Annotated in this window: 24 protein-coding genes; 4 read left to right on the plus strand and 20 right to left on the minus strand. The window is 42.6% G+C overall.

Annotated elements, in window-relative coordinates; translation table 11 throughout:
• Positions 1-13: 13 nt before the first annotated feature.
• The 17 genes from traN to EG342_RS20125 form a co-directional block, all read right to left on the minus strand.
• Positions 14-907 carry a conjugative transposon protein TraN gene (gene traN, locus EG342_RS20035; protein WP_028069016.1) on the minus strand — a complete coding sequence of 298 codons (894 nt, stop codon included), beginning with the start codon at positions 905-907 and terminating at the stop codon, positions 14-16.
• 87 nt (positions 908-994) lie between these two features.
• The gene (traM, locus tag EG342_RS20040; protein WP_028069015.1) at positions 995-2335 is read right to left on the minus strand and encodes a conjugative transposon protein TraM; all 1341 of its coding nucleotides are present in this window, start codon (positions 2333-2335) and stop codon (positions 995-997) included.
• A complete protein-coding gene (locus tag EG342_RS20045; protein WP_028069014.1) occupies positions 2322-2606 on the minus strand; it encodes a nitrogen regulatory IIA protein in 285 nt (94 codons plus the stop codon). The genes traM and EG342_RS20045 overlap by 14 nt, the downstream gene beginning before the upstream one ends.
• 18 nt (positions 2607-2624) lie before the next feature.
• On the minus strand, positions 2625-3053 hold the full coding sequence (locus EG342_RS20050) for a hypothetical protein (protein WP_028069013.1): 429 nt from the start codon (positions 3051-3053) through the stop codon (positions 2625-2627).
• Positions 3054-3064: 11 nt separating this feature from the next.
• Positions 3065-3688 carry a conjugative transposon protein TraK gene (traK, locus tag EG342_RS20055; RefSeq protein ID WP_028069012.1) on the minus strand — a complete coding sequence of 208 codons (624 nt, stop codon included), beginning with the start codon at positions 3686-3688 and terminating at the stop codon, positions 3065-3067.
• Positions 3689-3707: 19 nt separating this feature from the next.
• Complete coding sequence (gene traJ / locus EG342_RS20060; protein ID WP_028069011.1) at positions 3708-4703, minus strand: conjugative transposon protein TraJ; 996 nt, start codon at positions 4701-4703, stop codon at positions 3708-3710.
• 2 nt (positions 4704-4705) lie between these two features.
• Positions 4706-5338 carry a DUF4141 domain-containing protein gene (locus EG342_RS20065; RefSeq protein ID WP_028069010.1) on the minus strand — a complete coding sequence of 211 codons (633 nt, stop codon included), beginning with the start codon at positions 5336-5338 and terminating at the stop codon, positions 4706-4708.
• Between the two features lie 259 nt (positions 5339-5597).
• Complete coding sequence (locus tag EG342_RS20075; protein WP_028069009.1) at positions 5598-7412, minus strand: reverse transcriptase domain-containing protein; 1815 nt, start codon at positions 7410-7412, stop codon at positions 5598-5600.
• A 550-nt stretch (positions 7413-7962) separates the two neighbouring features.
• Positions 7963-10356 (minus strand): TraG family conjugative transposon ATPase, encoded by a 2394-nt coding sequence (locus tag EG342_RS20085; RefSeq protein ID WP_028069008.1) that lies wholly within the window; start codon positions 10354-10356, stop codon positions 7963-7965.
• The gene (locus EG342_RS20090) at positions 10353-10682 is read right to left on the minus strand and encodes a DUF4133 domain-containing protein (protein ID WP_028069007.1); all 330 of its coding nucleotides are present in this window, start codon (positions 10680-10682) and stop codon (positions 10353-10355) included. The genes EG342_RS20085 and EG342_RS20090 overlap by 4 nt, the downstream gene beginning before the upstream one ends.
• 11 nt (positions 10683-10693) lie before the next feature.
• Positions 10694-10999, minus strand: coding sequence for a DUF4134 domain-containing protein (locus tag EG342_RS20095; protein ID WP_028069006.1), 306 nt, complete (start codon positions 10997-10999; stop codon positions 10694-10696).
• Between the two features lie 199 nt (positions 11000-11198).
• Complete coding sequence (locus EG342_RS20100; RefSeq protein WP_051606601.1) at positions 11199-12278, minus strand: hypothetical protein; 1080 nt, start codon at positions 12276-12278, stop codon at positions 11199-11201.
• A 27-nt stretch (positions 12279-12305) separates the two neighbouring features.
• Positions 12306-13130 (minus strand): hypothetical protein, encoded by an 825-nt coding sequence (locus EG342_RS20105; protein ID WP_028069004.1) that lies wholly within the window; start codon positions 13128-13130, stop codon positions 12306-12308.
• Between the two features lie 47 nt (positions 13131-13177).
• On the minus strand, positions 13178-13813 hold the full coding sequence (locus EG342_RS20110) for a hypothetical protein (RefSeq protein ID WP_028069003.1): 636 nt from the start codon (positions 13811-13813) through the stop codon (positions 13178-13180).
• Positions 13814-13825: 12 nt separating this feature from the next.
• Positions 13826-14131, minus strand: a complete 306-nt coding sequence (locus EG342_RS20115; RefSeq protein ID WP_028069002.1) for a DUF3408 domain-containing protein — start codon at positions 14129-14131, stop codon at positions 13826-13828.
• The gene (locus EG342_RS20120; protein WP_103292777.1) at positions 14131-14541 is read right to left on the minus strand and encodes a DUF3408 domain-containing protein; all 411 of its coding nucleotides are present in this window, start codon (positions 14539-14541) and stop codon (positions 14131-14133) included. The genes EG342_RS20115 and EG342_RS20120 overlap by 1 nt, the downstream gene beginning before the upstream one ends.
• Positions 14542-14553: 12 nt before the next feature.
• Positions 14554-15321 (minus strand): ParA family protein, encoded by a 768-nt coding sequence (locus EG342_RS20125; protein ID WP_028069000.1) that lies wholly within the window; start codon positions 15319-15321, stop codon positions 14554-14556.
• A gap of 700 nt (positions 15322-16021) precedes the next feature.
• Here EG342_RS20125 and mobA point away from each other — a divergent pair.
• Positions 16022-16459: a conjugal transfer protein MobA gene (mobA, locus tag EG342_RS20130; RefSeq protein ID WP_028068998.1), complete on the plus strand. Its 438-nt coding sequence runs from the start codon at positions 16022-16024 to the stop codon at positions 16457-16459.
• 2 nt (positions 16460-16461) lie between these two features.
• Positions 16462-17748 carry a conjugal transfer protein MobB gene (gene mobB / locus EG342_RS20135; RefSeq protein WP_028068997.1) on the plus strand — a complete coding sequence of 429 codons (1287 nt, stop codon included), beginning with the start codon at positions 16462-16464 and terminating at the stop codon, positions 17746-17748.
• A gap of 39 nt (positions 17749-17787) precedes the next feature.
• On the opposite strand, the gene EG342_RS20140 is transcribed toward mobB, so the two are convergent.
• Genes EG342_RS20140 through EG342_RS20150 form a run of 3 tightly spaced genes read right to left on the minus strand, consistent with a single transcriptional unit; the run spans position 17788 to position 20669 of the window.
• On the minus strand, positions 17788-19029 hold the full coding sequence (locus tag EG342_RS20140; RefSeq protein WP_028068996.1) for a hypothetical protein: 1242 nt from the start codon (positions 19027-19029) through the stop codon (positions 17788-17790).
• Positions 19022-19468 (minus strand): QcrA and Rieske domain-containing protein, encoded by a 447-nt coding sequence (locus EG342_RS20145; protein ID WP_028068995.1) that lies wholly within the window; start codon positions 19466-19468, stop codon positions 19022-19024. Before EG342_RS20145 ends, EG342_RS20140 begins: the two co-directional genes overlap by 8 nt.
• A gap of 1 nt (position 19469) precedes the next feature.
• Positions 19470-20669, minus strand: a complete 1200-nt coding sequence (locus tag EG342_RS20150) for a di-heme oxidoredictase family protein (RefSeq protein ID WP_028068994.1) — start codon at positions 20667-20669, stop codon at positions 19470-19472.
• Between the two features lie 196 nt (positions 20670-20865).
• Between EG342_RS20150 and EG342_RS20155 the strand changes: the two genes are divergently transcribed.
• Both EG342_RS20155 and mobC read left to right on the plus strand, forming a co-directional pair.
• The gene (locus EG342_RS20155; protein WP_028068993.1) at positions 20866-21534 is read left to right on the plus strand and encodes a metal-dependent transcriptional regulator; all 669 of its coding nucleotides are present in this window, start codon (positions 20866-20868) and stop codon (positions 21532-21534) included.
• Positions 21535-21655: 121 nt separating this feature from the next.
• On the plus strand, positions 21656-23656 hold the full coding sequence (mobC, locus tag EG342_RS20160) for a conjugal transfer protein MobC (protein ID WP_028068992.1): 2001 nt from the start codon (positions 21656-21658) through the stop codon (positions 23654-23656).
• The last annotated feature ends 186 nt before the right edge of the window (positions 23657-23842 follow it).

Consider the following 23842-nt stretch of genomic DNA (forward strand, 5'->3'; position numbering starts at 1 on the left):
TTTTAAAGGGTTATTAAAATTTCAGGTACATGTCGTTTATCAAACGGGCTTTGATCAGATCCGAATTTTCGACCTGCAATGTTTGATGCCTGCCGCCGTTTTTCTCGAAAATCTCAATCAGCAGCGCCTTGTCATCGGCAATGGTAAACTGGTCTAACAGGAACACGTTTTGCTCGGTCGATTTTCCGGCAATGCCATTCAATGGCGTGTAAGTTCTCAAAGGAGTTAGTGGGCGTTCCTGAACTACGGTGCGTTTAGCTACCTTTTTATCCACCACTTTGAAATTGATAAAATCAATCTCGTAAGGCACATTGGTACGGTTTCTCAATTCCGTGTGGAAATAGTATTTGCCGTTGTGGATGTAAATGCCTTTGAGAATAAACAGAATGCCGAAACTCTTAGCCCCGATATGCTTTACAATGCGCTTGTCTTTCTTGTAAATGGTTTCCAGTAGTAATCCGGCCAATGAGGGGGAATTGTTACCCAGTTCCTCAAAAAGCACATCATTACCGTTAGCTTTATCCACTGCCTTTTGCATCGTGAGCAGGTCATAGCTCATTGCCTCCGGGTAGGAACTGTAATGCACATTGAAGCTATAAAAACGTCCGTCATTGGTAATCACAGAAAAATTGGTTTCCGGCTCAAAATCCCTTACCGATGCTTTTACACGCAAAACATTTTCGGCATCTTCTGCTTTACCTGCAATCAGGTATTCGCTGCCTAAATCCACATAACGGATAGCGGTCGGAAAAATCAGGTGAGAAGTTTTGTCGTAAGTGACTTCCAAACGGTAGGGTTCTATCTTACCTAATGCAAGTGGCGTTCTGGTACTATCCTGAGCATAAGACTGTACGGCAAAGCCGAGTATAAGGGCAAAAGCCCAAAAGGTTTTTAAATGATTTTTCATTGTCGTTAATATTTAATTTTTAATGGTAATGAAGCATATTCCGTTGTGCGGAGCAGGTTTCAATTTCTTATTTAGTTGAGTTGAACATTATTTTTTTGATACAAGGAAGACTTGATGACCAGCTTTGAGTGTAACTTTCGGTGTTCTTACTTTTTTGGAGAAGTAGCCAGAAATTCCCTGTATTACGCCACGGCTCATGTCAGCAGCGATCTGTTGCCCTGCCGAGCGGCTTAACATGAGGCTAGTCCCCGAAGTTTGGCTCATATTGCCCGCCATTTCTGTCAGCGCGTTCATTTCCGGCGAGTACGGAACGTATAAGCCCTGTTGTCCATCTATGTCGTAAATCGTAATATCTACCGGAATGATATTACCTTCCAGTTCTACAGACATTACTTTTAACTGTAAACGCCCGCCCTGAAATTTGGCATTTGCGGTCACAATTGTTCCTTTAGGGATGGTACGTTGTGGCGTTTGGGCTGGCTCCAATAAACGCAAACGCACTCCAGTTTCGCCTATAACCGTTTGCGCTTCGTGTACGGAGGCTCTAATACTATTTTTGGGCTGTACTACCTGTCCGGTAGCACCTGCGCTGTAGAAACCCCGATTTTTGGATTGGCTCCAGTCTTCTAAGAAAGCACTGTCCGTCGGTTCTCGATAAAGGGCTGAAACAGTATTTTTCCGTGCCGGTGTAAACGCTACAAAATGCTCTTTTTGGTTTATACCCGCAGCAGCGGGAGTTGTACCGCCAGTGGGGGCAGCGCTCCCGGTATTGGCATTTTGTGGCAAATACTTTGCGGCCATTTCGTAGGACTTCTCCATTAATTTTAATTGATCATCTACTGTTGCTACAGGCGGCACATCTCTTTCTGATAATTTTTCTTTCAGTTCATCTACTTGTCTTCGGAGTTGCATTGTTTCCGAATTATCGTCCTGATAGAATGAACCCAATGTACTTTGCATATTGCGGTAGCTGTTCAATGTGGGATTTCCGTTTCTTCCAGGTTTTCTGCTATTACTGCCAAAGCCAGAATTCTCCTCCTCATTAGTAAATAGCTCCTCTGTAGGCTCTTCTTTTTCTTCCGAATTCCAGTAGTCTGATAGCGTTGCCAGAGCATTACGTTTTTCCTGGTCTTTACGTTCCAACATTTCCTGTTCATAAGCCTTGCCTTTATCGTCAGGCATTCCTGCTCCCGTTGCCTGTGGAACGGCATCGTTCAGTCCGATATTCTCAGTGGTCTTATTATCTTCGGAGGGCTTAAATATGAGGTACATACAACCCACGAAGACAATCGCCATTAAGCCAAAGATTAAAGGCTTTTTCAGCTTTTCCTTGTTATTCTGTGCGCCATTTTGTAGCACATCAGCAGTTGCAGCCGGATTTCCCTCGGTTACCCGAACAACCGATTTTTTGTTCTCATTTTCTTTCATAAATCCTATTTTTTAAAATTGTTGATACACTATCCTGCAACCTTGCAGGATTTTTACTTTTTAGGACAGGGTTTTCGATATGCTCTATGACCATATCGTTGCCAGACTTTGAGGTATCGTACATCACTTTGCCGATGACCGCTACGGTAAGCAGCAGATAACCCACAAAGAAGTACAGCGTATATTGGTGCTGTTTGCGTACTGGCAATGCCCGCCAACGGTCATCCAACTTGTCAAAGTACCTGTCCATATTTGCTCTTAATTTTTTCATAGCTTTACTATTTCTATGTTAGAGCTTGAAACGTTTAGGACTTTTCCCGGCCTGTTGCTTCGGCGCATCGTTGACCAATGCGACCGCTTCCGTTAATTTAGGTGCAGATATTACGGACAGGTTTGCCAGTTCCGCTTTTTTGAGCAGTTGCCCAAAGCCGTCCTTCTTGGCTATTTCCATTCGGCTCAGTGAGAATTTGCCATTCAGGTACTTTATCCACATATTACACTCTACATGGGGTTTGTCATCGCCCGACCATTGCAGGTAGCCTGTCAGCAACAAGTCCTGTTTAGGCAAACTGTCTGCACCTTTTTGGCAGCTTTCGAGGTAGTCGCGGATGCTGTCTTTCAGCTTTCCGGCATACGCACCCTGCGTATGGAAATACCCGTTGTATCCTTTGTTGCTAAGGATTTTTGCGAACGTGCTTAAATCTGATAATGCTTCCATAAGATTGTTTTTTAGCGTTCGATAACCTCTATATCCTTATTTTCCACGACTGCAAATTTTTCAATATTGAAGCCCTGCGGATTATTGTCGGAACGAACGGAGTTGACGAGATAGCAGGAAGTAATCAGGTTTCGCCTGGTTACATTGCTTGACCGGATGATGAACTGTTTGGCATAGGTACGCACTGCATACGGGTAGTTGTCGAAATTGCACACCACACTATCTACCTCTATACGCTGCTGCACGTTCCCCGAAATGATGCGGCTGTAATAGCCTTTTTCCGACAAGTCTTTGTAGTAATCGAAAGCACTTTTATCGGCAAGGTTAAATGCCCGTTTCATATTGCTTTCAATAGCGTTCTTATCGGGGGCAAGCGTAAAGAAAAGTTCGTGAAATCTCCTGACGTGTTCTCTTGCTTCAACGGGCCGGTTGATGGCCGCATCCTGCGACAAGGCAAGCATCATGGATTTACCATTATCCAGTACATATATTTTTTGACGTTGTTCTTCTGCAAAGCGATAGGAACGCCATACGGCGTATCCTACCACACTGGTACAGAGAACAGCAAACACAATGGCATATAATCTTATCTGCCTAAAGCTGTTTTCGATATTTCTTAACGTTTTAAATTCCATTTTTTAGAATGATTAATGATTATTTATTCATCAGTTTACCGCCGATGTTTCCAACTGTTGAGCCTGCGCCTGCTCCGGCGATGTTTCCGGCTTTCATTGCAGTTGTATTTACATTGCGGGTAAAGTTTCCTGCGCCTCCGGCTTGGATTACCCAACCTGTTACTGTCGGTATAGTGAAGTACCCGATGATGCCGATTATCATAAAAATGATGTACACGGTATTGCTCGTATCAGGTATATAGGTTGGGTCGGCAAGCATCGCTATATCCCTTTCTAAAATGAGGGATTGTATTCTTGCGAGCATTGAGCTGAACAAATCCGAAACAGGAAGCCACAGGTAAACGCTGACGTACCTGGTGAGCCATTGCGTAAGCGTGGACTGAAAGCCGTCCCATACGGAAATAGCAAAGGCTATTGGTCCAAGTATGGAGAGGACTATCAGGAAAAACGTTCGTATGGTATCAATGACCAAAGCCGCCGCCTGAAAGAGTATTTCCAGTAGATTACGAAACCAATCTTTTATAGCTTTCTCTATCTTGTAGGCTTGCCTGTCCATATACATACCCGCCATTGTACCAATATCGGATGGCGACCAACCCAATTCATCCAGTTTTTTATCAAACTCTTCGTCTGATACCATATAGGCAGTTTCGGGGTTTCTGACCATTGCTTCGTATTCCAATTGGTCTTTTTGCTGTTGAAGTTTATTCAGGTCAAGTACCTGGTCTTGCAGTATGGCATGGGTTCCGGTTACAACCGGTCTTAGCACCGCATTAATGGTTCCCAATACGATGGTCGGGAAAAACATAATACACAATCCTAAAGCGAACGGGCGTAATAATGGAAACATATCGATAGGTTCGGCACGGCTTAAGGCCTGCCAAACCTTTAATGCCACATAAAACAACGCACCCAATCCTGCCAAACCCTTAGCAACAGCCGCCATATCGCCTGCAAGCGGCATCATATCGTCATAAAGCGACCGCAGGAGTTCGTGAAGATTATCCCATTCCATTTTTACCAGTATTTTTGGTTAGCAGTTCCGTAGAGTTCAAGCACTCTTTTGGCATCGTTTTTCTTTTTCGCTCTCAAGTAGCTCACAGAAATGTTCTTATTGGTGTAGTAGCGTACCAAACTGTGATATTCCTTTACTTCTTTGTAAACCCTGTCTATGATATCCATACGTTCTTTGTCGTTCAGCGAAAGGCTTGAAGAGGTTACAATCTGCTTTAACTCTTTTAGTAGTTCGGCACTTTCATTGAGCAGTGCCGAATAGCCATTGCCGATAGCTACCAATTCCTGCGGTTTGAAATTTGGATCGTTCATCATTTTCCCGAAGTTGTTCACATACATTTCCGACACATCACCTACCAACAATACCGTTTGTTGCACTTTGCGTGCATCTTTCACCAGGTTGTTGATGGCTTTCAACTTGTCGTAATACTCCTTGCCCTGTTCATACACTCTCTTCACTTCGTTGAAGTTTTTTACAACATTGCTCACAGTCGAAGAAGTCTGTATGATTTCGTTTGCAGAGTTGATGATACCCGAAGCCAGATTAGCCGGATCTGTTACGACCCATTGGGCATTTGCTGACGGTGCTGCGGCAAGCATTAAGGCCGTACACACCAGATACAATACTTTTTTCATTGTTCTTGAAATTTTAAATGTTAATGACTATTGATTTGCTTTGTCACGCCTTTGCATTGCGATATGCTTAATGGCGAGTTCTACATTGCCGTCGAGTTCAGCAGCAAGCTGCATCACTTCTATTTTTTCGGTTTCTTCAGTCGTGTAGGCGTAGGATAAGGACCCGGCGCCTTGCCATATTGACTATGGTAGGTTTCCAAGAACTCTCCCCCGAACCGTACGTACCTGTCTCCAGGTATACGGCTCTCCATCAATTTATTCAGTCTAACTTGCCTGCGTGTATCTTATCGTGGCATTTTGAGCATACTGCCAAGGTTTTTCTTCTCCTTGCACTCATTCGTTTTTCCCAGTCTTGCTTACCTTTCAGGTCTTTCAATTTGCGTATATGGTGCATTTCCAATTTCTCGTTGGCACCGCATAATTCGCATTTCTGGTTTTGCGACCTTGTTATAAGGCTGTTTCTTCCCCCTGTAATGGTAACCGTGACGGGTAAACTATCCACGTAAGCACCACGGGCAGCTTTTTGGCGTTTGAAACCCTCTTTGTAAAAGCGTCTGTACATTATATCTCCTTTCCTGTCTTTGTAGGGAATGGAAAACACTCCGTTGATACATCTTTTAGTCTTTTCCTGACTGATTGAAGTTTGGTATTTAAGTGCATACGTTTTGTACATACTGTACTCCAAGATGTAAGATAATGACTGGACAAACGAGCTGTTGTTGGCAATTGAGTAATAATTGTAAAAGCCCCGTATTTCAGCGTTGTACTGACTGATGATTTCTAAGTCATCCAAGTCTTTCATGTAATAGCGTGAGCGTGGTTTCCAAACTTCTGTGCCTTTTTCATTTACCAGTTTCATGGCATTATATCTCAGTAGCTTTTTCTTCATCACGTCTGCTGTGACACGGAGTACAACCTTATCTCCGAAACATCTTACGGTTCTACCGTGCTTATCTCTCTTGGATTCATCGGAGTTTCGCACGGAGACATCAAAGCCTAAGAATTTGGCTGGTTTCTTAGCATTAGTCACCAAAGTTTTTTCATCAGACAGTTCAAGTTTCAGTTTTTCATCAAGGTAAACCTTGATGTCTTCCTTTATCTTTTTGCAGTCTTCTTTGCTACCTATGACCCCGATAAGAAAATCGTCCGCATACCTAACGTATTTTAACTTTCTGAAACTGCCATCCATCTTGTCATAAGCTGGATATTTGTCTCTTTCCTGTCTCGACTCTTTGATGTACTTAATCATCTGCTCTCTGACAGTTTCGTCTGTCTCACATTTGAGTTCCTTGGCCAAGCGGTATCGTCTCTGTTCGTGTAGCCTGTACTGGCGTGTTGCCGTAGTTCTTTTACCCTTATCGAAGTCCTTGATATAATCCTTGACATATTTATCGAGTTTATCAAGGTAAATGTTGGCAAGGATGGGGCTTACAATCCCACCTTGCGGTGTGCCACTGTATGTTTTGTGGTACACCCAATCTTCAATATACCCTGCATTGAGGAACTTTCGTATCAACCGAATGAACCTGCCGTCAACGATACGCTCCTTTAGGATACCAATCAATATTTCGTGATTGATATTGTCGAAGAAGCCTTTTATATCGCCCTCGATGAACCACCGTACAGCAGTGAATGACTGTTGGACGCTTAATAGGGCTGTGTGACAGCTTCTATTGGGTCGGAACCCATGTGAAGTATGCTCAAAGCTACCCTCATAAATTGCTTCCAATATCATTCTGATAACCTCCTGCACTAATTTGTCATCAAAAGATGGTATACCAAGCGGACGTTTCTTCCCGTTCTTTTTCGGAATGTATGTCCTCTTGGATGGGTTTGGCTGATAGGTCTCGTTTCGCAACGATGCAATCAGCCTTTCAATGCGGGATATACTCATTCCGTCGATGGTCTTTCCATCAACTCCTGCCGTCATATTGCCTACTTTACTGTAGATTTTCTGATAGGCGATAAAGTACATCTCTTCATTGAACAGAACCTTGTACAGCCTTTCGAACTTATAGTCCGTGTTTCCGCTGTGCCTTATTAGACTGTTCAATACTTTTTCTGGATTTCTCATAATGTCTCTCACATTTTCCGTTAATCGTATTAAACTAAATTGACTGTCTCCCTTCGCCATGTACAGGGCTTTCCCCTGCTCGGACTACTACGGAGACTCCGTTGCCGTATCGGATATTCAGGAGCTTTTTCCATAGCCACGCCTGTGGCATTCCGACTTAGGCAATCCCCATTTAGACATACAGCAACTATTGGCACGTTAGATTGTCGGATGCGATGTTCGCCCTTTTCTGCTTATTGCAGTTACGTTGTGGTCTGTTTATGCTATCACTACTACCTGTCATTAGGATATTACCACAAAGTGACGTTGGTAACTGTCTTCCGTCACTGCCTAAGAACTGACCGTTCGGACTGTCGTTCAATCAATCAAGACTTCATCCTTATATCTAACTTTTCAACTCGCCATTCAGTCGCAACACGACAATTAGTTGACTTATGGCTTTTCCGACATGCTACACTCCCCGTCGGGTTTCCCGTTCGGATAAGTCGGCTGTTGATGGGCGTTATAAACACTTGCCCAGTGGTTGCCAAACCACATTCACTATATGCCCTTATGGGCGCACGAGGTATTCCTCCAAACTAACTTCGGTGGCATAGACTGCCGAGTGCGTACCACCTAAGCCAATCCAAACCTCCTTGTACAGTCGGCTGGCATCGTTGTTCATATTAATGGAAAGCACCTGACCTTTCTCCTTATCGGTAAGTCCTAGCATTGCCTGTATATCATCGAACTTGTTCATATACTTGCGTTGGTCTAGGAGTATCTTGCAGTCGGAATTGTTGATGATACTTTCTTTCACAATAGGCGACTGGATAATGTCATCGACCTCTTGCGTTACGACAATTGCTTCACCGAAAAACTTCCTAACCGTTTTGAAGAGATATTTTATATATTCCGCCATTCCTTCCTTCGCAATCGCCTTCCAGGCTTCTTCGATTAAGATGAGCTTACGGATACCTTTTAGCCTTCTCATTTTGTTGATGAAGACCTCCATGATAATGATGGTCACTATCGGGAATAAAATTTTGTGATCCTTGATGGCATCAATTTCAAACACGATGAAGCGTTTGGAAAGTAAGTCTAATTGCTTATTGGAGTTTAACAGGTAATCATATTCACCACCTTTGTAGTAAGGTTCGAGTACATTCAGGAAATTGGCAATGTCAAAGTCTTTTTCCCTTACCTGTTTTTCCTCCAATACCTTGCGGTAATCACCTTTTACATATTCATAAAAGCCATTGAAGGACGGATACACATTCTCCGCTCTGATGCGTTCGATATACCCGCTTACTGCATTGGAAAGCGCAACTTCTTCTGAACGGGTTGGCGGCTCATCGTCACGTTTCCATAAGGTCAGTATCAAAGTCTTGATACTTTCCCGCTTCTCAATGTCGAACACGCCATCATCGGTATAGAATGGGTTAAAGGCAATGGGATTATCTTCGGTATAAGTGAAGTAAACACCGTCTTCGCCTTTGGTCTTCCCTTTAATGAGTTCGCATAAGCCCTGATAAGAGTTACCCGTATCTACCAACAGTACGTGTGCGCCCTGTTCGTAATACTGCCGTACCATATGGTTTGTGAAAAATGATTTACCCGAACCAGACGGACCAAGTATAAACTTATTCCGGTTGGTGATGATACCCCGCTTCATTGGCAGGTCAGAAATATCCAAATGGATAGGTTTTCCAGTAAGCCTGTCGGCCATCTTGATACCGAACGGCGAGGGCGAATTGTGGTAGTTGGTTTCTTCCGTAAAGAAACACAGTGCAGGCTCAATAAATGTGTAAAAACTTTCTTCACTCGGAAAGTCGCCTGCATTGCCGGGCATACCTGCCCAGTACAAAGTGGCTACATCCGTGGTATTGTGGCGTGGCTTACATTCCATCAGCGCCAACGCACTACCGCAATCGTTCTTTAGCTGTTTCAGTTCCGAAGGGTCTTCTGACCAAGCCATAATGTTAAAGTGCGCACGGATAGAAGACAGCCCGAAGCTGTGGGCTTCGTTCAGGTACTTCTCTATCCACTCTTTGTTGATCTGGTTGGCACGGCTGTACCTTGCCAGTGAGTGCATATTCCTTGCGGACTTTTCAAACTTTTGTAAATTGTCTTCGCTGTTATCTAAAAATAAATACTGGTTATAGATATGGTTACAGCTAAGGAGCAGACCTACAGGTGCGGCGAATGACAAACGGCAATCACTCCGGTCGGTAGAGAGCTTTTCAAAACGGGTATCTGCCGATACAGTTCCGGGTAGATCGTCTGTGTCAGAAAGCGTGTGCAGGCTTAGCCTCTTGTTTCCGATGCGTACTTCTTCTGTACCGAGCGCGATGTCCTGCATCGGTGTTCCTGCTTCCCTTGATAAAGTGAGATACTGCTCTAACAATCCCTGTGTGTCCTCCGTTCCGATAATCTCCTCTTCTGTAAGGCGTTTCAGGGTTATAAACCCGCTATCGTTCACGATACGCTCAAACTGGGCCACCGCCTCCATGAAGTGGTGTATCGTTTCCTTGTTCCTGATTTCCTTTGGTATCAGTGTGCCTTTACAAAGCGAACTGAAGTTACTTTGCATCCGCATCCTATCCTTAGTAGTCTTGGTCAGGAATAGGTAGCAGTAATGGTTTAGAAACGGCCGCTCATTGAAATGGCGTTGGTAGGATTTTGATAAAAAACTCTGGTCTTCCATTGCCAAATCCGGCGAATAGCTTTCTTTGATGTACCAATCCTGTTTGTGAATGACCGTAAAATCAGGCAAGGTTTTAATCGCCTTGTGCCAGGCGGAATGTATCACTTCATACTCAACAGAAGCTACTGTGAACAGTTCCGGCAAACGCACTTCAAAACAAGTGGTAATGTCTGCATCTTTGGAAAGAATGCAATTGTTCTCTACTGCCAACAAAGGAAATTTGTTTTCCAGTGTAGTGGTTTTTGCTACGTTTCTCATACGGTGTTCTGTTTAGGTGTGAATTTTAAATAGCGGTGTACAGGCTTGCGGCAAATGATATAGCGGGGGTGCCTTTTGTTTGCTGCAATTTTCATCAAGCCGTGTTCGCCGTACTTCCTGTTTAGCGAAAAAGTCTGCCATACAATGAGCGAAGCTCCACCTGCGCCAAGGAACAAGCAGATGTAGGAATTTACACCCGCCATATACAGTACCATCACGAAGATCAGCGTACCGAGCAGTCCGCCGGCGAAAATGAAAAGGTATTGCGCTTTGAGGCCCCTAAATTCCACCGTTCTTCCGATGCCTTTATTGATATGATAATTCATAAGGCACAGGATTAAAGGAAGAATGAGCGCAGGATAGTAGCTGCAACAATCAAGAAGATACACGCACCAAACCAGCTTGCGGCAGTTTTAGAAGTGTCGGGGTCGCCGGAGCTAAACTTGTTGTACACCTTAACGCCTCCGATGAGCCCAACCACCGCGCCGATGGCGTATATTAATTTGGTTGCGGGGTCGAAATAGCTTGTTACCATTTGGGTAGCTTCGTTGATACCTGCAGAACCATTTCCCTGTGCAAGAGCACCCATTGCTGACAACGTTGCCACTGCTGCCAGCAAAACTTTTTTTCTCTGTTTTTCCATAATTGAAACACATTAATTTGTTACTGTTTATCCCGCACCTTGCGAGCTTTCGGAACAAATGTCTAATGGAAAAAGAGGCATTGCCCTAAAGTGGCAGTCAGAGGAAGTATTTGGCCGCGAGTGGCATTACAGCAGATGCTTAGCCATAAAAAAACGCCAAACTTTTTACGGTTTGACGTTGGTTGACCAGGGAGGTATTCTACATTTTCCGCCCTTTTTTACTTTGTTGGTTCTGTGAGGTTTTAATGGGTTTGTTCTGCTGCTTTTCTCTTTTTAGTTGCGCTAAATTTTCTTTGATTTTTTGAGGAACATAGATGTCTTCCCATTTGGCTTGTTTCGCGGTAAAATTCATTTGTAATCCTGTTTCCCTCAACCCGTCTTTAAGATCGAATCCGTGCAGTCTGTTCCAACCTATCGGGTCCATTTTAATCTCGCTTGGTATTTCCACTACTACCAGATCTTTAGGAATTTTGGTAATGGTTTCATAGTCTATCTCACCCAATTCTTTTTTTTGACGATTATAGGGTATGACATATTTTTCAGTTGTATCATTGAAATAGTCTTCAATTTGGGAGAACCCAATACCATTGGATAAAAAATCATCTTTGGGCCTAAGTTTATCCATTCGCAAATCCACATAGAATGTGTGCTCCTCAATTTCAATCGTAGGTAACATCCCCTTGTTTACCCGCATGTCATAAGCTTCCTTAATCATTATATCCAAATCGCTATTTTGACGAATATAGTCAAGGGAGCAATTGTACTTACTGCTCATACCCGTCGGGTCAATATCGCCCATTCTTGGTACGGTAATAATAGCAAAGCTGTGTTTTCCGGTAATGTAGGCATCTATTCCATTTTCTGTTCTGTCTGCATCAAGGCGTTTGGAGTTTCTGTTGTACACAAACTCATAATGTGTACCATAGTCTTTCATCTCGTCAAAAAACAGTTTCCTTTCTTCAGGTCGGTATTTCTCGACTAATGCTAGTTGGTTTATATCGAAAAGATATTTAGTTCCGTCAATTTCGATTTCCGGCTTCCCTTCCAGCCAATCAATATAGCCCTTTGCGTCGTCAATATTATGAGGAAATGTCTTCCTACTTCCTGACATTTTGCTGTCGTCCAGTCCAACGATATACCCATATTCAGGAAAGTCCTCTTTTCGGTAGGTGATGATAAGATTGTCTGTAGACTTTTCCGGTACATTGTTCTTGTGACTTGCTATTATATGCCCTCTATATTCTTCCAGAATATAATCGGGATCATCTTTTTTAATCATAATTCTATACTTAAATTATTGCAATGATTACATTCTGCGACCACGATTACGCTTATTGACTAAAGGTTTCGTTAGACCAGATTTTATCTTTTCTACTTTTCTTTGTCTCAATTCTTCCAGATTTTCTTTGATAATATCGGGCAGATCTGTTTTTTCCCAGGGTATTTTGGGGGAGCTGAAGTGCATCCTGAGGTTTGATGTTTTCAAAGCAGTTTTTGCGTCCCGATTATTCTGCCAATTCCAGCCTACAGGATCTAGCGAGAAACTGTACGGTAGTCTGACTGCTATAAGGTTTTTTGGAATTTCCGTTATCTTCAAATAATCGAGTTCTTTTATTTCCCGTTTTTTGGGGTCGTAGGCAAATACATTCTCTCCGAGTACCTGGTCATACTGTGTGAAAGACGGTATAGGTATTCCCACGGACTGTGGATCGTCCTTCGGAATAAGCCGATCTTTGTCGAGCACCACATAAAATAAATCTCCTGCAATATCTATGGTCGGAAGAACACCTTTATTTACTCTGAGATCAAAGGCCTGTTGGTCTACCATAATTTCAAAATCCGTTTTCCCTTTTAGCTGTTCCATTGGTACTTGATACCTTTGCGACATACCAAAGGGATCAAGTTCTACCAACTCAGGTATTTTTATCCTTACACTTTGTTCGTCTGTCCAGATGGTATGGATGTTCCTGCTATCCAGCCCATACTCAAATTCATATCCCCCAGGTACATCGGCCATATAACCAAAAGGAATAAAGTTGTTTTCATTTGCTCTTTCTTTCAAGCTTAGACTTTCTACATCAATAAAGAAATCAGTACCATGAATATTGATGATTGGCAATTCTCTTTTCATGATCGTATGTTGTTATTTGTTCATAAACAATAAAGGGGAATTGCCTTTCAGACAAACTCCCCGATATCAAAATCCTCGAGATTATTTTTCCGCATTAAGGAAGAGCGGACTTCCGTTTCAGAAGTGATTGTGCTGTCCAAAAGTTCGGCAATCTTTCGGGATGCACCCTCAATGGAATTTTCCAGCAGGGCGAATAATTCAGTCCCTTGTAATCTTTGAACTATGGCTACCGCTGTTTCCTTTTGAGCTTGTTCCAAACTTTCTTTTTGGAGCAATGCACCTACGGAGCTTAGTTCTTCATAGGTAACCCCTTGGGCAAGACTGCTATCGCCACCGGATACTCCATACCTGTTCCATTCTTCTTCCTCTTCCTCCAAATCAGGCATATTTCTGAAAACATCGTCCAGCTCTTCCTGCGGAACCTGAATACTTACATCTTCGTTCTCGTCGTAATCAATGTCTAAATTAGCTGGGTTTATTTCCGGTTCTGCTATTTGGCTTTCATCGGCAGTGTTTGGCAGTGAAAGGCTTCTTATTGGCTTGGGTTGTCCCATAATACCGGGCAGGTTCAGGTTAACTTTTTCCTGTTTGGGCTTTTGCTCCAACCTCTTATGAATGACAATCTTATCCTGCAAAAGCAGTACAATCACGATTAGCAGGCATATCACAATTACTATTTCCATAAATCGAGAATTTTAAAACAGCGCTTTGTATTTTTCTTTATACTCCTTTGAAATTGCATCTTCAAACGCTTCAAAGTGATGGTCAAGTATATTGTTCAGATAGGCGAACAACGGTATTTTGTCATCGCCAATTATTTGTACAATACGAGTCAATCGTTCGTGATGCTCCGGGCTTAGGTAGATGCTCTTGTTACCTCGTGCCTGCACTGTATCCATTTGCAGAAATGTTTGCTCATAGCTTGTTTGTACTTCGTTTTTTGTGATGGCGGAAGTATTGTCTGCAACAATAGCGTTCCTCTTTTTATTTGCATTCTTCATTATAAAATGGGTTTAAAGCGTTCGTTGAAATAATCTGTAATATCGTCCCCGAACTCCCTAAAGTGGTGTTCAAGGATATTGTCAATGTATGAGTAGAGTGTTGTTTTTTCTTCCCTCGTTAACTGCACAATGCGGAGCAGCCTTTCGTGATATTCAGGACGTATGTAAACCACTTTGCCGCTTCGACCTGACGGAAAGCGGTTGACCAAAAATGTTTCGTCATAGTCCGCTTTCTTTGACGAATTGCTTCGGGATTTTTCCCTGGTTTTGGGCTTGATTTCGTTTGGTTCTTCCTGTTGCTGATTATTTTGAGGTGGAGCAACTGGCTCATCACCGCTGATGATGTTCATCAAATAATCTTCATCAACATTTGGCTTTTTAAAATCTTCGTTTTTGTTATCTGAACTCATAGCTGAATGACTTTATAGATGTATGATTTTTAAAAATTCTTCGACAAACAAATCCATTTTGGTTGCCTTCATCAATTGAGGTTCTGCGGGTAGCAGGCTTGAACGGAACACATAATTTTCGGTATCGTCCGTTTCCTTTCGGAAACGCTTACTGTCCATTATCCTTGTTTCCATTATGGGCAGGTTGAGTGTTTTAATGACACTTTGATATGCCTCGTACAAACCTGTTTTTTCCCTACCGTCCACTTGGTTCCAGAACAGCCACAGCTCTTGTTGCTCATTGCCCTCAATAGTTTTGGGCAGTTCAAGAAAGGCTTTGGTAAAGCCCAATGTGCTTTCCACTACTAAGCGGTCGGCTGTAATGGGTGAAAAGATAAAGTCCATTATTTTTAAGGTTGTCAATACACCTTTAGTATTGGCAGTTCCAGGCAAGTCGAAGAAAATAACATCGGGCGCAACTGCCGACTGGCTTACATATTCCGACGCTTTGTCCAAAGCATTTTCAGCCTTGCTTTTGATAATCGGATATGCCTTCTTGTTGATGGTCTGGAATTGCTTCATTGCCGCTTTTTTGTGGTAGTCATTCTGCATCAAGGTTTTCTTATCCCGTTCACGCATATTGGTCAGGCTGTGCTGTGGAAAGTCGCAGTCCATTACTAACACATTATATCCTAAACGGTAATGAAGCACACTTGCTAGCAAGGTGGTCATTGTTGATTTTCCCACGCCGCCTTTTTGGGTAGAAAAGCTGATTTTTAAGGTTTTCTTCTTTGTTTCCATTATTTAAAAATTTATTGTTACACGCCTTGCTTGTTTTACAGGTTTAAATATTTGTCTATTGGAATATTCCTTTTTCACTGTATTCCTGCATTGGCATTTTGGAATGTTCCTGTGCCGTTTTACGCTTTCCCTACAACCTTGTAAGGAGTATGATTTGGCAGGTTGTAAACCTTGCAGAAAACAAAATGCTTTACCGCTTTTATGCTTTTACGTTTTTATAGTTTTATGCTTTTAAAACCTTATGCTTTTATGGCAAACTGCCTGTTTGCAAACCCGATTTTCTTTCCTGTTTAAATACATTTTTTACTGCCTGCATTAAAACTGTAAGGCAAATAAAACGGATAATTTACCTGCTGTACGATATATGGCAGTGTTTGGCGTTCAAAGGCAGTGTTTGTCCGGGTATTGCATTGCAATACTCTTACATACAGTTGCTTACTTTGTAAAATGATTTTTATTAACGGATTTATGCAAAAGACTTTTGACAAATCGGAGGGTAACAGCAACGGCATCGAGCCGTTTTTCCCTGTTACATTCAATCCGTCCCGCAGGGCGGATTTTTGTGTTCACCGGAACACGGCAAGTTGTGTTTTGAGGCACTCGAAACCGAGTTAGTGCCTCAAAACAACTTGCCCTTTGCAGGGGGCAGAAAACACCTTCCGAAGTCAGGGTTTTGTATGAATTTTAAAATGGATTTGTGATGAACGAGAACAGAAACAAAAAACAGAATAAGGGTGGACGGACACCCAAAACAGACCCAAGCATCCACCGCCACGTTTTCCGTCTTACAGACGAAGAAAACACGAAACTTTTATCGCTTTTTGATGCATCGGGAATGACCAATAAAGCAAAATTTATCATCGGCTTGTTGTTCGGTAAGGAAATGAAATCAGTAAAAATTGACAAAGGAACGGTTGATTTTTATATGCGATTGACTTCGTTTCATAGCCAATTTCGCTCCGTTGGTGTGAACTATAACCAGATTGTAAAGCTGCTGTATAAGCATTTTACCGAGAAAAAAGCGGCTGCATTCCTGTACAAACTGGAAAAACAGACGGTTGAAATGGCGATGCTATGCCAAAAAATCATTCAACTTACCGAAGAATTTGAAGCAAAACACCTGAAAAAACAAGCTTAGAAATGATAGCAAAAATCGGTAGAAGCGGAAATTTATATGGGGCATTGGCATACAATCAACTCAAAGTGGAGCATGAAAACGGACAAATTTTGTTTGCCAGTAAGATGATTGAAACCGCTAACGGGCATTATTCCGTAGCACAATTAGCCCAATCTTTTGCGCCTTACCTAATAGCCAACCGCAATACCGAGAAACATACGCTGCATATTTCGCTCAATCCCGACCCGAATGATAAGGTAAGCAATGAAAAATATCGGGAAATGGCAGAACAGTATATGCGGGAAATGGGTTACGGCGAACAGCCTTTTGTGGTGTTCAAACATACCGATACCAGCCGCAGCCATATACACATTGTATCAGTTTGCGTGAATGAGCAGGGAAAAAAGATCTCGGACAAATTCGAGAAAATGCGGTCGATGAATGTATGCCGTGAACTGGAAAAACAACACGGGTTGATACCCGCCACCGACAAAGAGCGTAATCAGACTGATAAGGTTTTCCGTCCGGTTGATTATCGGGCAGGCGATGTTAAGAGCCAAATCGCTTCAGTCGTTCGTCACCTGCCAAACTATTACCAATATCAAACATTGGGAGAATATAATGCCCTGCTTTCCCTGTTCAATATTACCGCCGAGAAAATAGAGGGCGAATTGCAAGGGAAAATGCAGCAGGGCTTATTGTACATTCCATTGAATGAAAATGGTGATAGAGCCGGGCATCCGTTTAAGGCTTCATTATTCGGGAAGAGCGCAGGGCTTTCGGCTTTGGAACTGCATTTTGCGAAATGCAAAACGGCTTTGAAAACCAGCCCCACCAAACAGACCTTAAAATCCGCCGTTAGCATTGCCCTGCAATCTACAACTGATGAATTGAGCTTTAAAAAGCATTTGGCAGAACAAGGTATTAATGTCGTGGTAAGAAGAAATGATACGGGCCGAATATACGGAATGACATTTATAGACCACAACTCAAAAGCTGTATGGAATGGTTCACGTTTGGCAACAGAACTTTCTGCCAACGCTTTTAACGATTATTGGAATAGTAGTCGTCAATCGGAGAAAAAAGAATCAGGCATACGACAGTCAAAAACACCCACATCAGATGATGCAGATCTTCCCGAGGAAGCCCCACACCATCTGTTCAATTTCTTAAATACTGACAAACATGAAGATGGTTTGATCGAAGCGTTGGGCGGATTGCTTCCCGAAGCTCAAGGCGAAGATTACGAGGAACAGGATTTTGCTAACCAAATGAAAAAGAAAAGAAAACACCGCAGAAATTCTGGATAAGCAAATTAAATACACTGGTATATTAAGACGGATGCTGAATTAAAAATAGGTTGAGATACCAAAACTAAAACCACCGAGCAATACAGGCGGATTCGCAAAGAAGTCACGGCTACGCTGGTGCCTGTAGTTCAATCGCAATACGGTTTCAGAATTTGGACGGAAGCTCAATCCTCCCACCACACTCCACAGATCTTCACCAATATTATCGCCAGTTTCCCTAAGCTTCCCCACATTCCAATCCACATATTCCAAACGGCAGGCAAGGCTTAGGGATGCTTTTGGCCATCCCAATATTTTTCGTTGTAAAACAGGTTGGACGATATCGACAAATCCGCCTTGTTGCCGCTCACCATATTGTTGAGTATAACTTTCCGGAACCATTAGTTTAATCCATGCCCATTCACCGGTAATAAAAGTCTTTATGTGCGGAATCTTCGTGTTAAAATCAACTGCATATACACTCAATGTCCGTTTTTCGTCGATAACGTTGCCATTGTCAACGTACCTGTTGTAAATACCACCCATGTAAGAAATGCCAATTTCACCTATCCTGTTATTTCTTGCTGCCAGTTTTCCTGAAAAGAGTGGTTGCCCGGTGAGACTTAACTCGAAACGGTCGGTGTTGGATTTTGTCGCAGCCAGGTACGTTTTGCCCTGTTCATTGTTAATGATGGATTGATCAAATCCTCCCGAAACATAAGCTTCATAACCGAACATCCAGTCGTCATCGTAATGTTTACCATACAATCCGAATCCGGCGTTGCTCCAGGTGGAAGGCAAAAGCTGTGTCGCTGAAATTGGACGGTCTGTAAACTCCCACTTAGGCCCGTCATGGTTTTGATTGAATGCACCGATCGGACTAAGGATAATCCCCCCACGCAAGTTCAGCAAAGGATGAAACTCCATGTCCAATGCCGCAAATTCGATGTTGATCTCCTTGGTACCATTCTCAAATTCAAGCTCGCTCATGAACTTGATGCGCTTGCTGATCGTGGATGCCATAAAAATGGTGAACCTCCTGAATTGGAACTGGTTTCCTTGGCTTACCCCGTCCTGGCCAATATGTTGCCAGTTGGCCTCCATATATCCACCCACAGATATGGGCAGTTTGCCTGCTGAAAGCATTGGTCTATTATATATCGCATCCATATTCATTGTATTGTTCAGTGAATCCCTGTTTTCCGCTCTCCTGAACAGGGTAGAATCAATCTGAGCATGAACCAGCGCCGGTACAAACAGACTAACACTGATTAAAAGTGTGACGTAGTATTTTTTATGCATGTTTAAGTGATATGTTGAGTTGGTCGTTAACGATATTTACAGAAAAAGAGCGCAAGCTCTCCCGGGCTGGCCCATTTTGTACCTGCCCTTTGTTGTTGAACTCACTGCCATGTGCAGGACATTGCAGTATATCGCCGAAAGCCTGTAATTCAGCGCCCTGATGAGTGCATTGCATAAGCACCGCACTGTATTCGCTTTCTGAAAAACGGAATACATATATGGGGTACCTCAGTTGGCCGTGTTCCACAATAATGTATTTTCTATAGATTTCCTTTCCGCCCTTACCAGAAAGGAAACTGCTCAACGGAACGGAAAGATCGGAGCCCATAATCTTACCTGATATGGACTTCCCCGTAGCACATCCTTCCAACAGTACAGGTGCCAGACCTGTACCGAGGCAGGCAAAGCCACATTGTTTGATAAATTGCTTTCTGTCCATATTATAATGATTTGAGGAATTTGATAATCGCGGCTTTATCTGTTGGAGACAGGTTGTTGTACTGCTGACGGGAAGCTACCGCTTCTCCTCCGTGCAGTTCTATTGCCTGTTCAATGCTGGTTGCCATGCCATCGTGCATCAGGAAATACTTTCCGCCCTGTGAATTAGGTGAAAGACCCAGCCCCCATAATGGCGGTGTCCTCCATTCATTGGTCTTTGCAGTACCTTCGGTGTATCCATCATCCAGGCCCGAACCCATATCATGTAGCAACAGATCGGTGTATGGATAAAAATCCTTGAATGCAAGTGCCGAAATCGGGGCATTGCCTGTAGTTAGTTTGGGTTTGTGGCAACTGCTGCAATTCACTTGCGTAAAAAGGGCTTTCCCCTTTATTACATCCGCATCGGTCTGATTACGGGGGATGGGTGCCTTCAAGGTTTGTAAATAAAAACCTAGGTTGTTCACTCGCTGGGTGGAAATTTCTGGATCTACTTTCTGCCCGGAATACACATCTATGGGATGGTAGAGCGTAGATATCCCCATATCCTGTGCGAGTGCGTCTACCGTCTGCTGAAGAAGATCATAAACACTAGCCTTCTTACCGAACCGCCCGATATACCTGCCATTGTGAGAAACGCTTCCGCTACGGGGATTGATATAGGATGGGATATTTATCCAGTTTACCCTGCCGGAGATGCCGTCCCCATCCAGATCATTTGGATCAGCCATTTGGAGCAGTACATCATCAGGAACAAATTCAAGAAGCCCCAGTCCTGTAACTGCGGGGGGCGTAAACCTTGAAAAGGCCGCTCCCGGAGGTAAAACTTCCGGTTGATAGCCTGGGATAGCTCTGTTCTGTAACTGTGGACCGCCCAGATGCAAAAACTGGTTACCCGTTTCGTCTACCTGGCCAAAACGTGTCAATGTGCTGAACGGATTTCCCTTACCGTCTCCTGCATGGCAGCTCACGCAACTGTTGGAAACAAACAAAGGACCTAGCCCCTTTTCAACGGTAAATACTTCATCATTAAAGGTTCTGTCGCCATCATTGAAGCGTTGCATTTCCGAAAGACTAAGCCCCTCAATCGGACCGTCCAGCAAGCTGTCTTCCAAGGGCAATCCGGGCTCAAACTTTTCGCAGGCCTGTATCCCGACTATCAGGGCTATAATTCCCCCGATGATAATTTGTGATTTTCTCATTTGCTACTTTTTTTATTCATTACTTTTCAATTTGGCTCATTAAATAACAGGAATACTCTATAAGATAATACTAAAAAATATTCACAGACTAATTTAAAATATAAATTAGTCTTACAAAAATAATAAGCTAGACTATACTAACAAATAAAGTTTGTTTAAAATGTTAGAGCGGTCTAATAATTTGTAGATTTGTTATATGATTTCGGAAACTGAAGAAAACTACTTGAAAGCTTTATTTGTCTTATCCATTGACAAAGGTGAAGTGAATATATCGGAGCTGAGTAAGCAATTGGAAGTTAAGATACCTACAGCTAATAGCATGATGAAACGCCTTGCCGAGAAAGAGCTGGTCATTTATGAAAGCTACAAGCCAGTCAAGCTTTCTGCGAAAGGAAAAAAGGAAGCCGCCCTGATAATCAGGAAGCACCGGCTTACCGAAATGTTCCTAGTGGAAAAGATGGGCTTTGGATGGGAAGAGGTTCATCTTATTGCCGAACAGATCGAACATATCCGGTCAACGGCATTTTTCGAGAAAATGGATGAATTACTTGGGCATCCGAATGTTGACCCTCACGGATCACCGATACCGGACATAAACGGAAAGATCACAACCGAACACTATCTGAGGTTAAGCGACCATAAGAAAGGAGATAAGGTCGAATTTATGGCAGTTTCCCATTCTTCCGAAGATTTGCTGAAATTCCTGAACAGCAAGGAACTTGTACTGGGTACTGTTTTGTTTATTGAGTCCATAGAACCATTCGATGGAACAATGTCGGTTTCCTATGATAAAAGACAAAATGAGATGCTGAGCAGCAAAGTCTGCGACAAACTTCTGGTGAGAGGAGCTGAAGGTAATTCCTAAAATCAATCTGAAAATTATAGTCTTCCCGCCAAATACTGCCACTCGATGCCACTGGCTGCCACATTCCTATAGCCACCCCTTATAGCGTTTAAATTCACGCCCGAACATTAAAACTAAAATAATGCAAGGGGAAGATGATTTAAGAGGGTTAGCCAAGATAATGGCTTTTATGCGGGCAGTGAGTATTCTTTTGGTACTGATGCACCTTTATTGGTTCTGCTACGGTTTCTTTTTAGAGCGTGGCTGGACGTTGGAAGTAATCAACAAAATATTAGGGAATTTTGACAGAACTGCTGGTTTGTTTTCACATACCCTTTATACCAAAGCATTTGCTCTGGTGTTGTTAGCTTTGAGTTGTTTAGGTACAAAGGGCGTAAAGAATGAAAAAATAACATGGTCAAAAATTTACGCGGCTTTAGGCGTTGGTTTTGTGCTGTTTTTCCTGAACACACCATTGTTAATACTATCTCCCGCAACAGGTACATTTCTGTATATCCTTACTATTTCGTTAGGTTATATCGCCTTGCTTATGGCTGGGGTATGGATGAGCCGCTTGCTCCGCACCAATCTTATGGACGATGTTTTCAATAATGAAAACGAAAGCTTTCAACAGGAAACCAAGCTGATGGAAAACGAGTATTCCGTCAATCTGCCCACCAAGTTTTACTACAAAGGCAAATGGAACAACGGTTGGATAAACATTGTAAATCCTTTCAGGGCATCTATTGTACTCGGTACTCCAGGTTCCGGAAAATCATATGCTATCGTAAATAATTACATCAAGCAACAGATAGAAAAGGGCTTTAGTATGTATATATACGATTTCAAATTCGACGACCTTTCTACCATCGCCTACAATCACTTACTGAAACACCGGGACAAGTACAAAGTGCAGCCCAAATTCTACGTCATCAATTTCGACGACCCTCGCAGAAGCCATCGGTGCAACCCACTCAATCCCGACTTTATGACGGACATTTCAGATGCTTACGAAGCGGCCTACACGATAATGCTGAACCTAAACAGGTCGTGGATACAGAAGCAGGGCGATTTTTTCGTGGAAAGCCCAATTATTCTTTTGGCTGCGATAATCTGGTATTTGAAAATTTATGAGAATGGAAAGTACTGTACATTCCCACACGCCATCGAATTACTGAATAAAAAGTATTCGGATGTATTCACGATTCTTACCTCGTACCCCGATTTGGAAAACTACCTATCGCCATTTATGGACGCGTGGCAAGGTGGTGCACAAGATCAACTGCAAGGTCAGATTGCATCGGCAAAAATTCCTTTATCGAGAATGATCAGTCCGCAACTCTATTGGGTGATGACAGGTGATGATTTTACGCTGGACATTAATAACCCCAAAGAACCAAAAATTTTATGCGTTGGCAATAATCCTGACCGTCAAAATATTTACTCTGCCGCATTAGGTTTGTACAATTCACGGATCGTCAAACTGATTAACAAAAAAGGACAGCTAAAGAGTTCTGTTATCATAGATGAGCTGCCTACGATTTATTTCAGAGGACTGGACAACCTGATCGCAACTGCCAGATCAAACAAAGTAGCAGTATGTTTAGGATTTCAAGATTTTTCGCAATTAACAAGGGACTACGGCGACAAGGAAAGTAAGGTAATTCAGAATACCGTTGGTAATGTATTCAGTGGTCAGGTTGTAGGAGAGACCGCAAAGAGCCTTTCGGAACGCTTTGGAAAAGTATTACAGAAACGTCAGAGTATGACCATCAATAGAAATGATAAATCAACATCTATCTCCACACAATTAGATAGCCTGATACCTGCATCCAAAATATCAACCTTGACACAAGGTATGTTTGTGGGTTCTGTATCAGACAACTTTGATGAACGTATCGAGCAAAAGATTTTTCATGCAGAAATTGTAGTGGACAATGAAAGGGTAGCCGCTGAAACCAAAGCTTACCAGCAGATACCACAAATCCTTTCTTTTGTAAATGAGCAGGGAAAAGATCAAATGAAAGAGGAAATTGAAAGCAATTACAAACGTATAAAGTCAGACATCCTGCATATTGTTGTGAGTGAAATAGAACGGATAAAGAATGATCCTGATTTGCAGCATTTGGTACAGGAGGGATAATTTTTGTAGCATCATCTGTTCATTTTGTTCATTGCTAAAACTCAAGCTAGTTAGTTTGACTATCGCCATTAAAAATCATTTTATTACAATTAATGTTTCAAGGCTGAATTTTATAACGTATTTCTCATTTAACCTAAGAATTATGAGATCAATATGATTAGGAAATTTATCAATTTCTACAACTTC

This window comes from Chryseobacterium lactis, from assembly GCF_003815875.1.
Classification (GTDB): domain Bacteria; phylum Bacteroidota; class Bacteroidia; order Flavobacteriales; family Weeksellaceae; genus Chryseobacterium; species Chryseobacterium lactis.

What these genes read in the sequence shown, in the direction of transcription:
- traN (WP_028069016.1), bottom strand. Translation starts at nt 907, where the DNA reads ATGAAAAATCATTTAAAAACCTTTTGGGCTTTTGCCCTTATACTCGGC.
- traM (WP_028069015.1), bottom strand. Translation starts at nt 2,335, where the DNA reads ATGAAAGAAAATGAGAACAAAAAATCGGTTGTTCGGGTAACCGAGGGA.
- EG342_RS20045 (WP_028069014.1), bottom strand. Translation starts at nt 2,606, where the DNA reads ATGAAAAAATTAAGAGCAAATATGGACAGGTACTTTGACAAGTTGGAT.
- EG342_RS20050 (WP_028069013.1), bottom strand. Translation starts at nt 3,053, where the DNA reads ATGGAAGCATTATCAGATTTAAGCACGTTCGCAAAAATCCTTAGCAAC.
- traK (WP_028069012.1), bottom strand. Translation starts at nt 3,688, where the DNA reads ATGGAATTTAAAACGTTAAGAAATATCGAAAACAGCTTTAGGCAGATA.
- traJ (WP_028069011.1), bottom strand. Translation starts at nt 4,703, where the DNA reads ATGGAATGGGATAATCTTCACGAACTCCTGCGGTCGCTTTATGACGAT.
- EG342_RS20065 (WP_028069010.1), bottom strand. Translation starts at nt 5,338, where the DNA reads ATGAAAAAAGTATTGTATCTGGTGTGTACGGCCTTAATGCTTGCCGCA.
- EG342_RS20075 (WP_028069009.1), bottom strand. Translation starts at nt 7,412, where the DNA reads ATGAGAAATCCAGAAAAAGTATTGAACAGTCTAATAAGGCACAGCGGA.
- EG342_RS20085 (WP_028069008.1), bottom strand. Translation starts at nt 10,356, where the DNA reads ATGAGAAACGTAGCAAAAACCACTACACTGGAAAACAAATTTCCTTTG.
- EG342_RS20090 (WP_028069007.1), bottom strand. Translation starts at nt 10,682, where the DNA reads ATGAATTATCATATCAATAAAGGCATCGGAAGAACGGTGGAATTTAGG.
- EG342_RS20095 (WP_028069006.1), bottom strand. Translation starts at nt 10,999, where the DNA reads ATGGAAAAACAGAGAAAAAAAGTTTTGCTGGCAGCAGTGGCAACGTTG.
- EG342_RS20100 (WP_051606601.1), bottom strand. Translation starts at nt 12,278, where the DNA reads ATGATTAAAAAAGATGATCCCGATTATATTCTGGAAGAATATAGAGGG.
- EG342_RS20105 (WP_028069004.1), bottom strand. Translation starts at nt 13,130, where the DNA reads ATGAAAAGAGAATTGCCAATCATCAATATTCATGGTACTGATTTCTTT.
- EG342_RS20110 (WP_028069003.1), bottom strand. Translation starts at nt 13,813, where the DNA reads ATGGAAATAGTAATTGTGATATGCCTGCTAATCGTGATTGTACTGCTT.
- EG342_RS20115 (WP_028069002.1), bottom strand. Translation starts at nt 14,131, where the DNA reads ATGAAGAATGCAAATAAAAAGAGGAACGCTATTGTTGCAGACAATACT.
- EG342_RS20120 (WP_103292777.1), bottom strand. Translation starts at nt 14,541, where the DNA reads ATGAGTTCAGATAACAAAAACGAAGATTTTAAAAAGCCAAATGTTGAT.
- EG342_RS20125 (WP_028069000.1), bottom strand. Translation starts at nt 15,321, where the DNA reads ATGGAAACAAAGAAGAAAACCTTAAAAATCAGCTTTTCTACCCAAAAA.
- mobA (WP_028068998.1), top strand. Translation starts at nt 16,022, where the DNA reads ATGAACGAGAACAGAAACAAAAAACAGAATAAGGGTGGACGGACACCC.
- mobB (WP_028068997.1), top strand. Translation starts at nt 16,462, where the DNA reads ATGATAGCAAAAATCGGTAGAAGCGGAAATTTATATGGGGCATTGGCA.
- EG342_RS20140 (WP_028068996.1), bottom strand. Translation starts at nt 19,029, where the DNA reads ATGCATAAAAAATACTACGTCACACTTTTAATCAGTGTTAGTCTGTTT.
- EG342_RS20145 (WP_028068995.1), bottom strand. Translation starts at nt 19,468, where the DNA reads ATGGACAGAAAGCAATTTATCAAACAATGTGGCTTTGCCTGCCTCGGT.
- EG342_RS20150 (WP_028068994.1), bottom strand. Translation starts at nt 20,669, where the DNA reads ATGAGAAAATCACAAATTATCATCGGGGGAATTATAGCCCTGATAGTC.
- EG342_RS20155 (WP_028068993.1), top strand. Translation starts at nt 20,866, where the DNA reads ATGATTTCGGAAACTGAAGAAAACTACTTGAAAGCTTTATTTGTCTTA.
- mobC (WP_028068992.1), top strand. Translation starts at nt 21,656, where the DNA reads ATGCAAGGGGAAGATGATTTAAGAGGGTTAGCCAAGATAATGGCTTTT.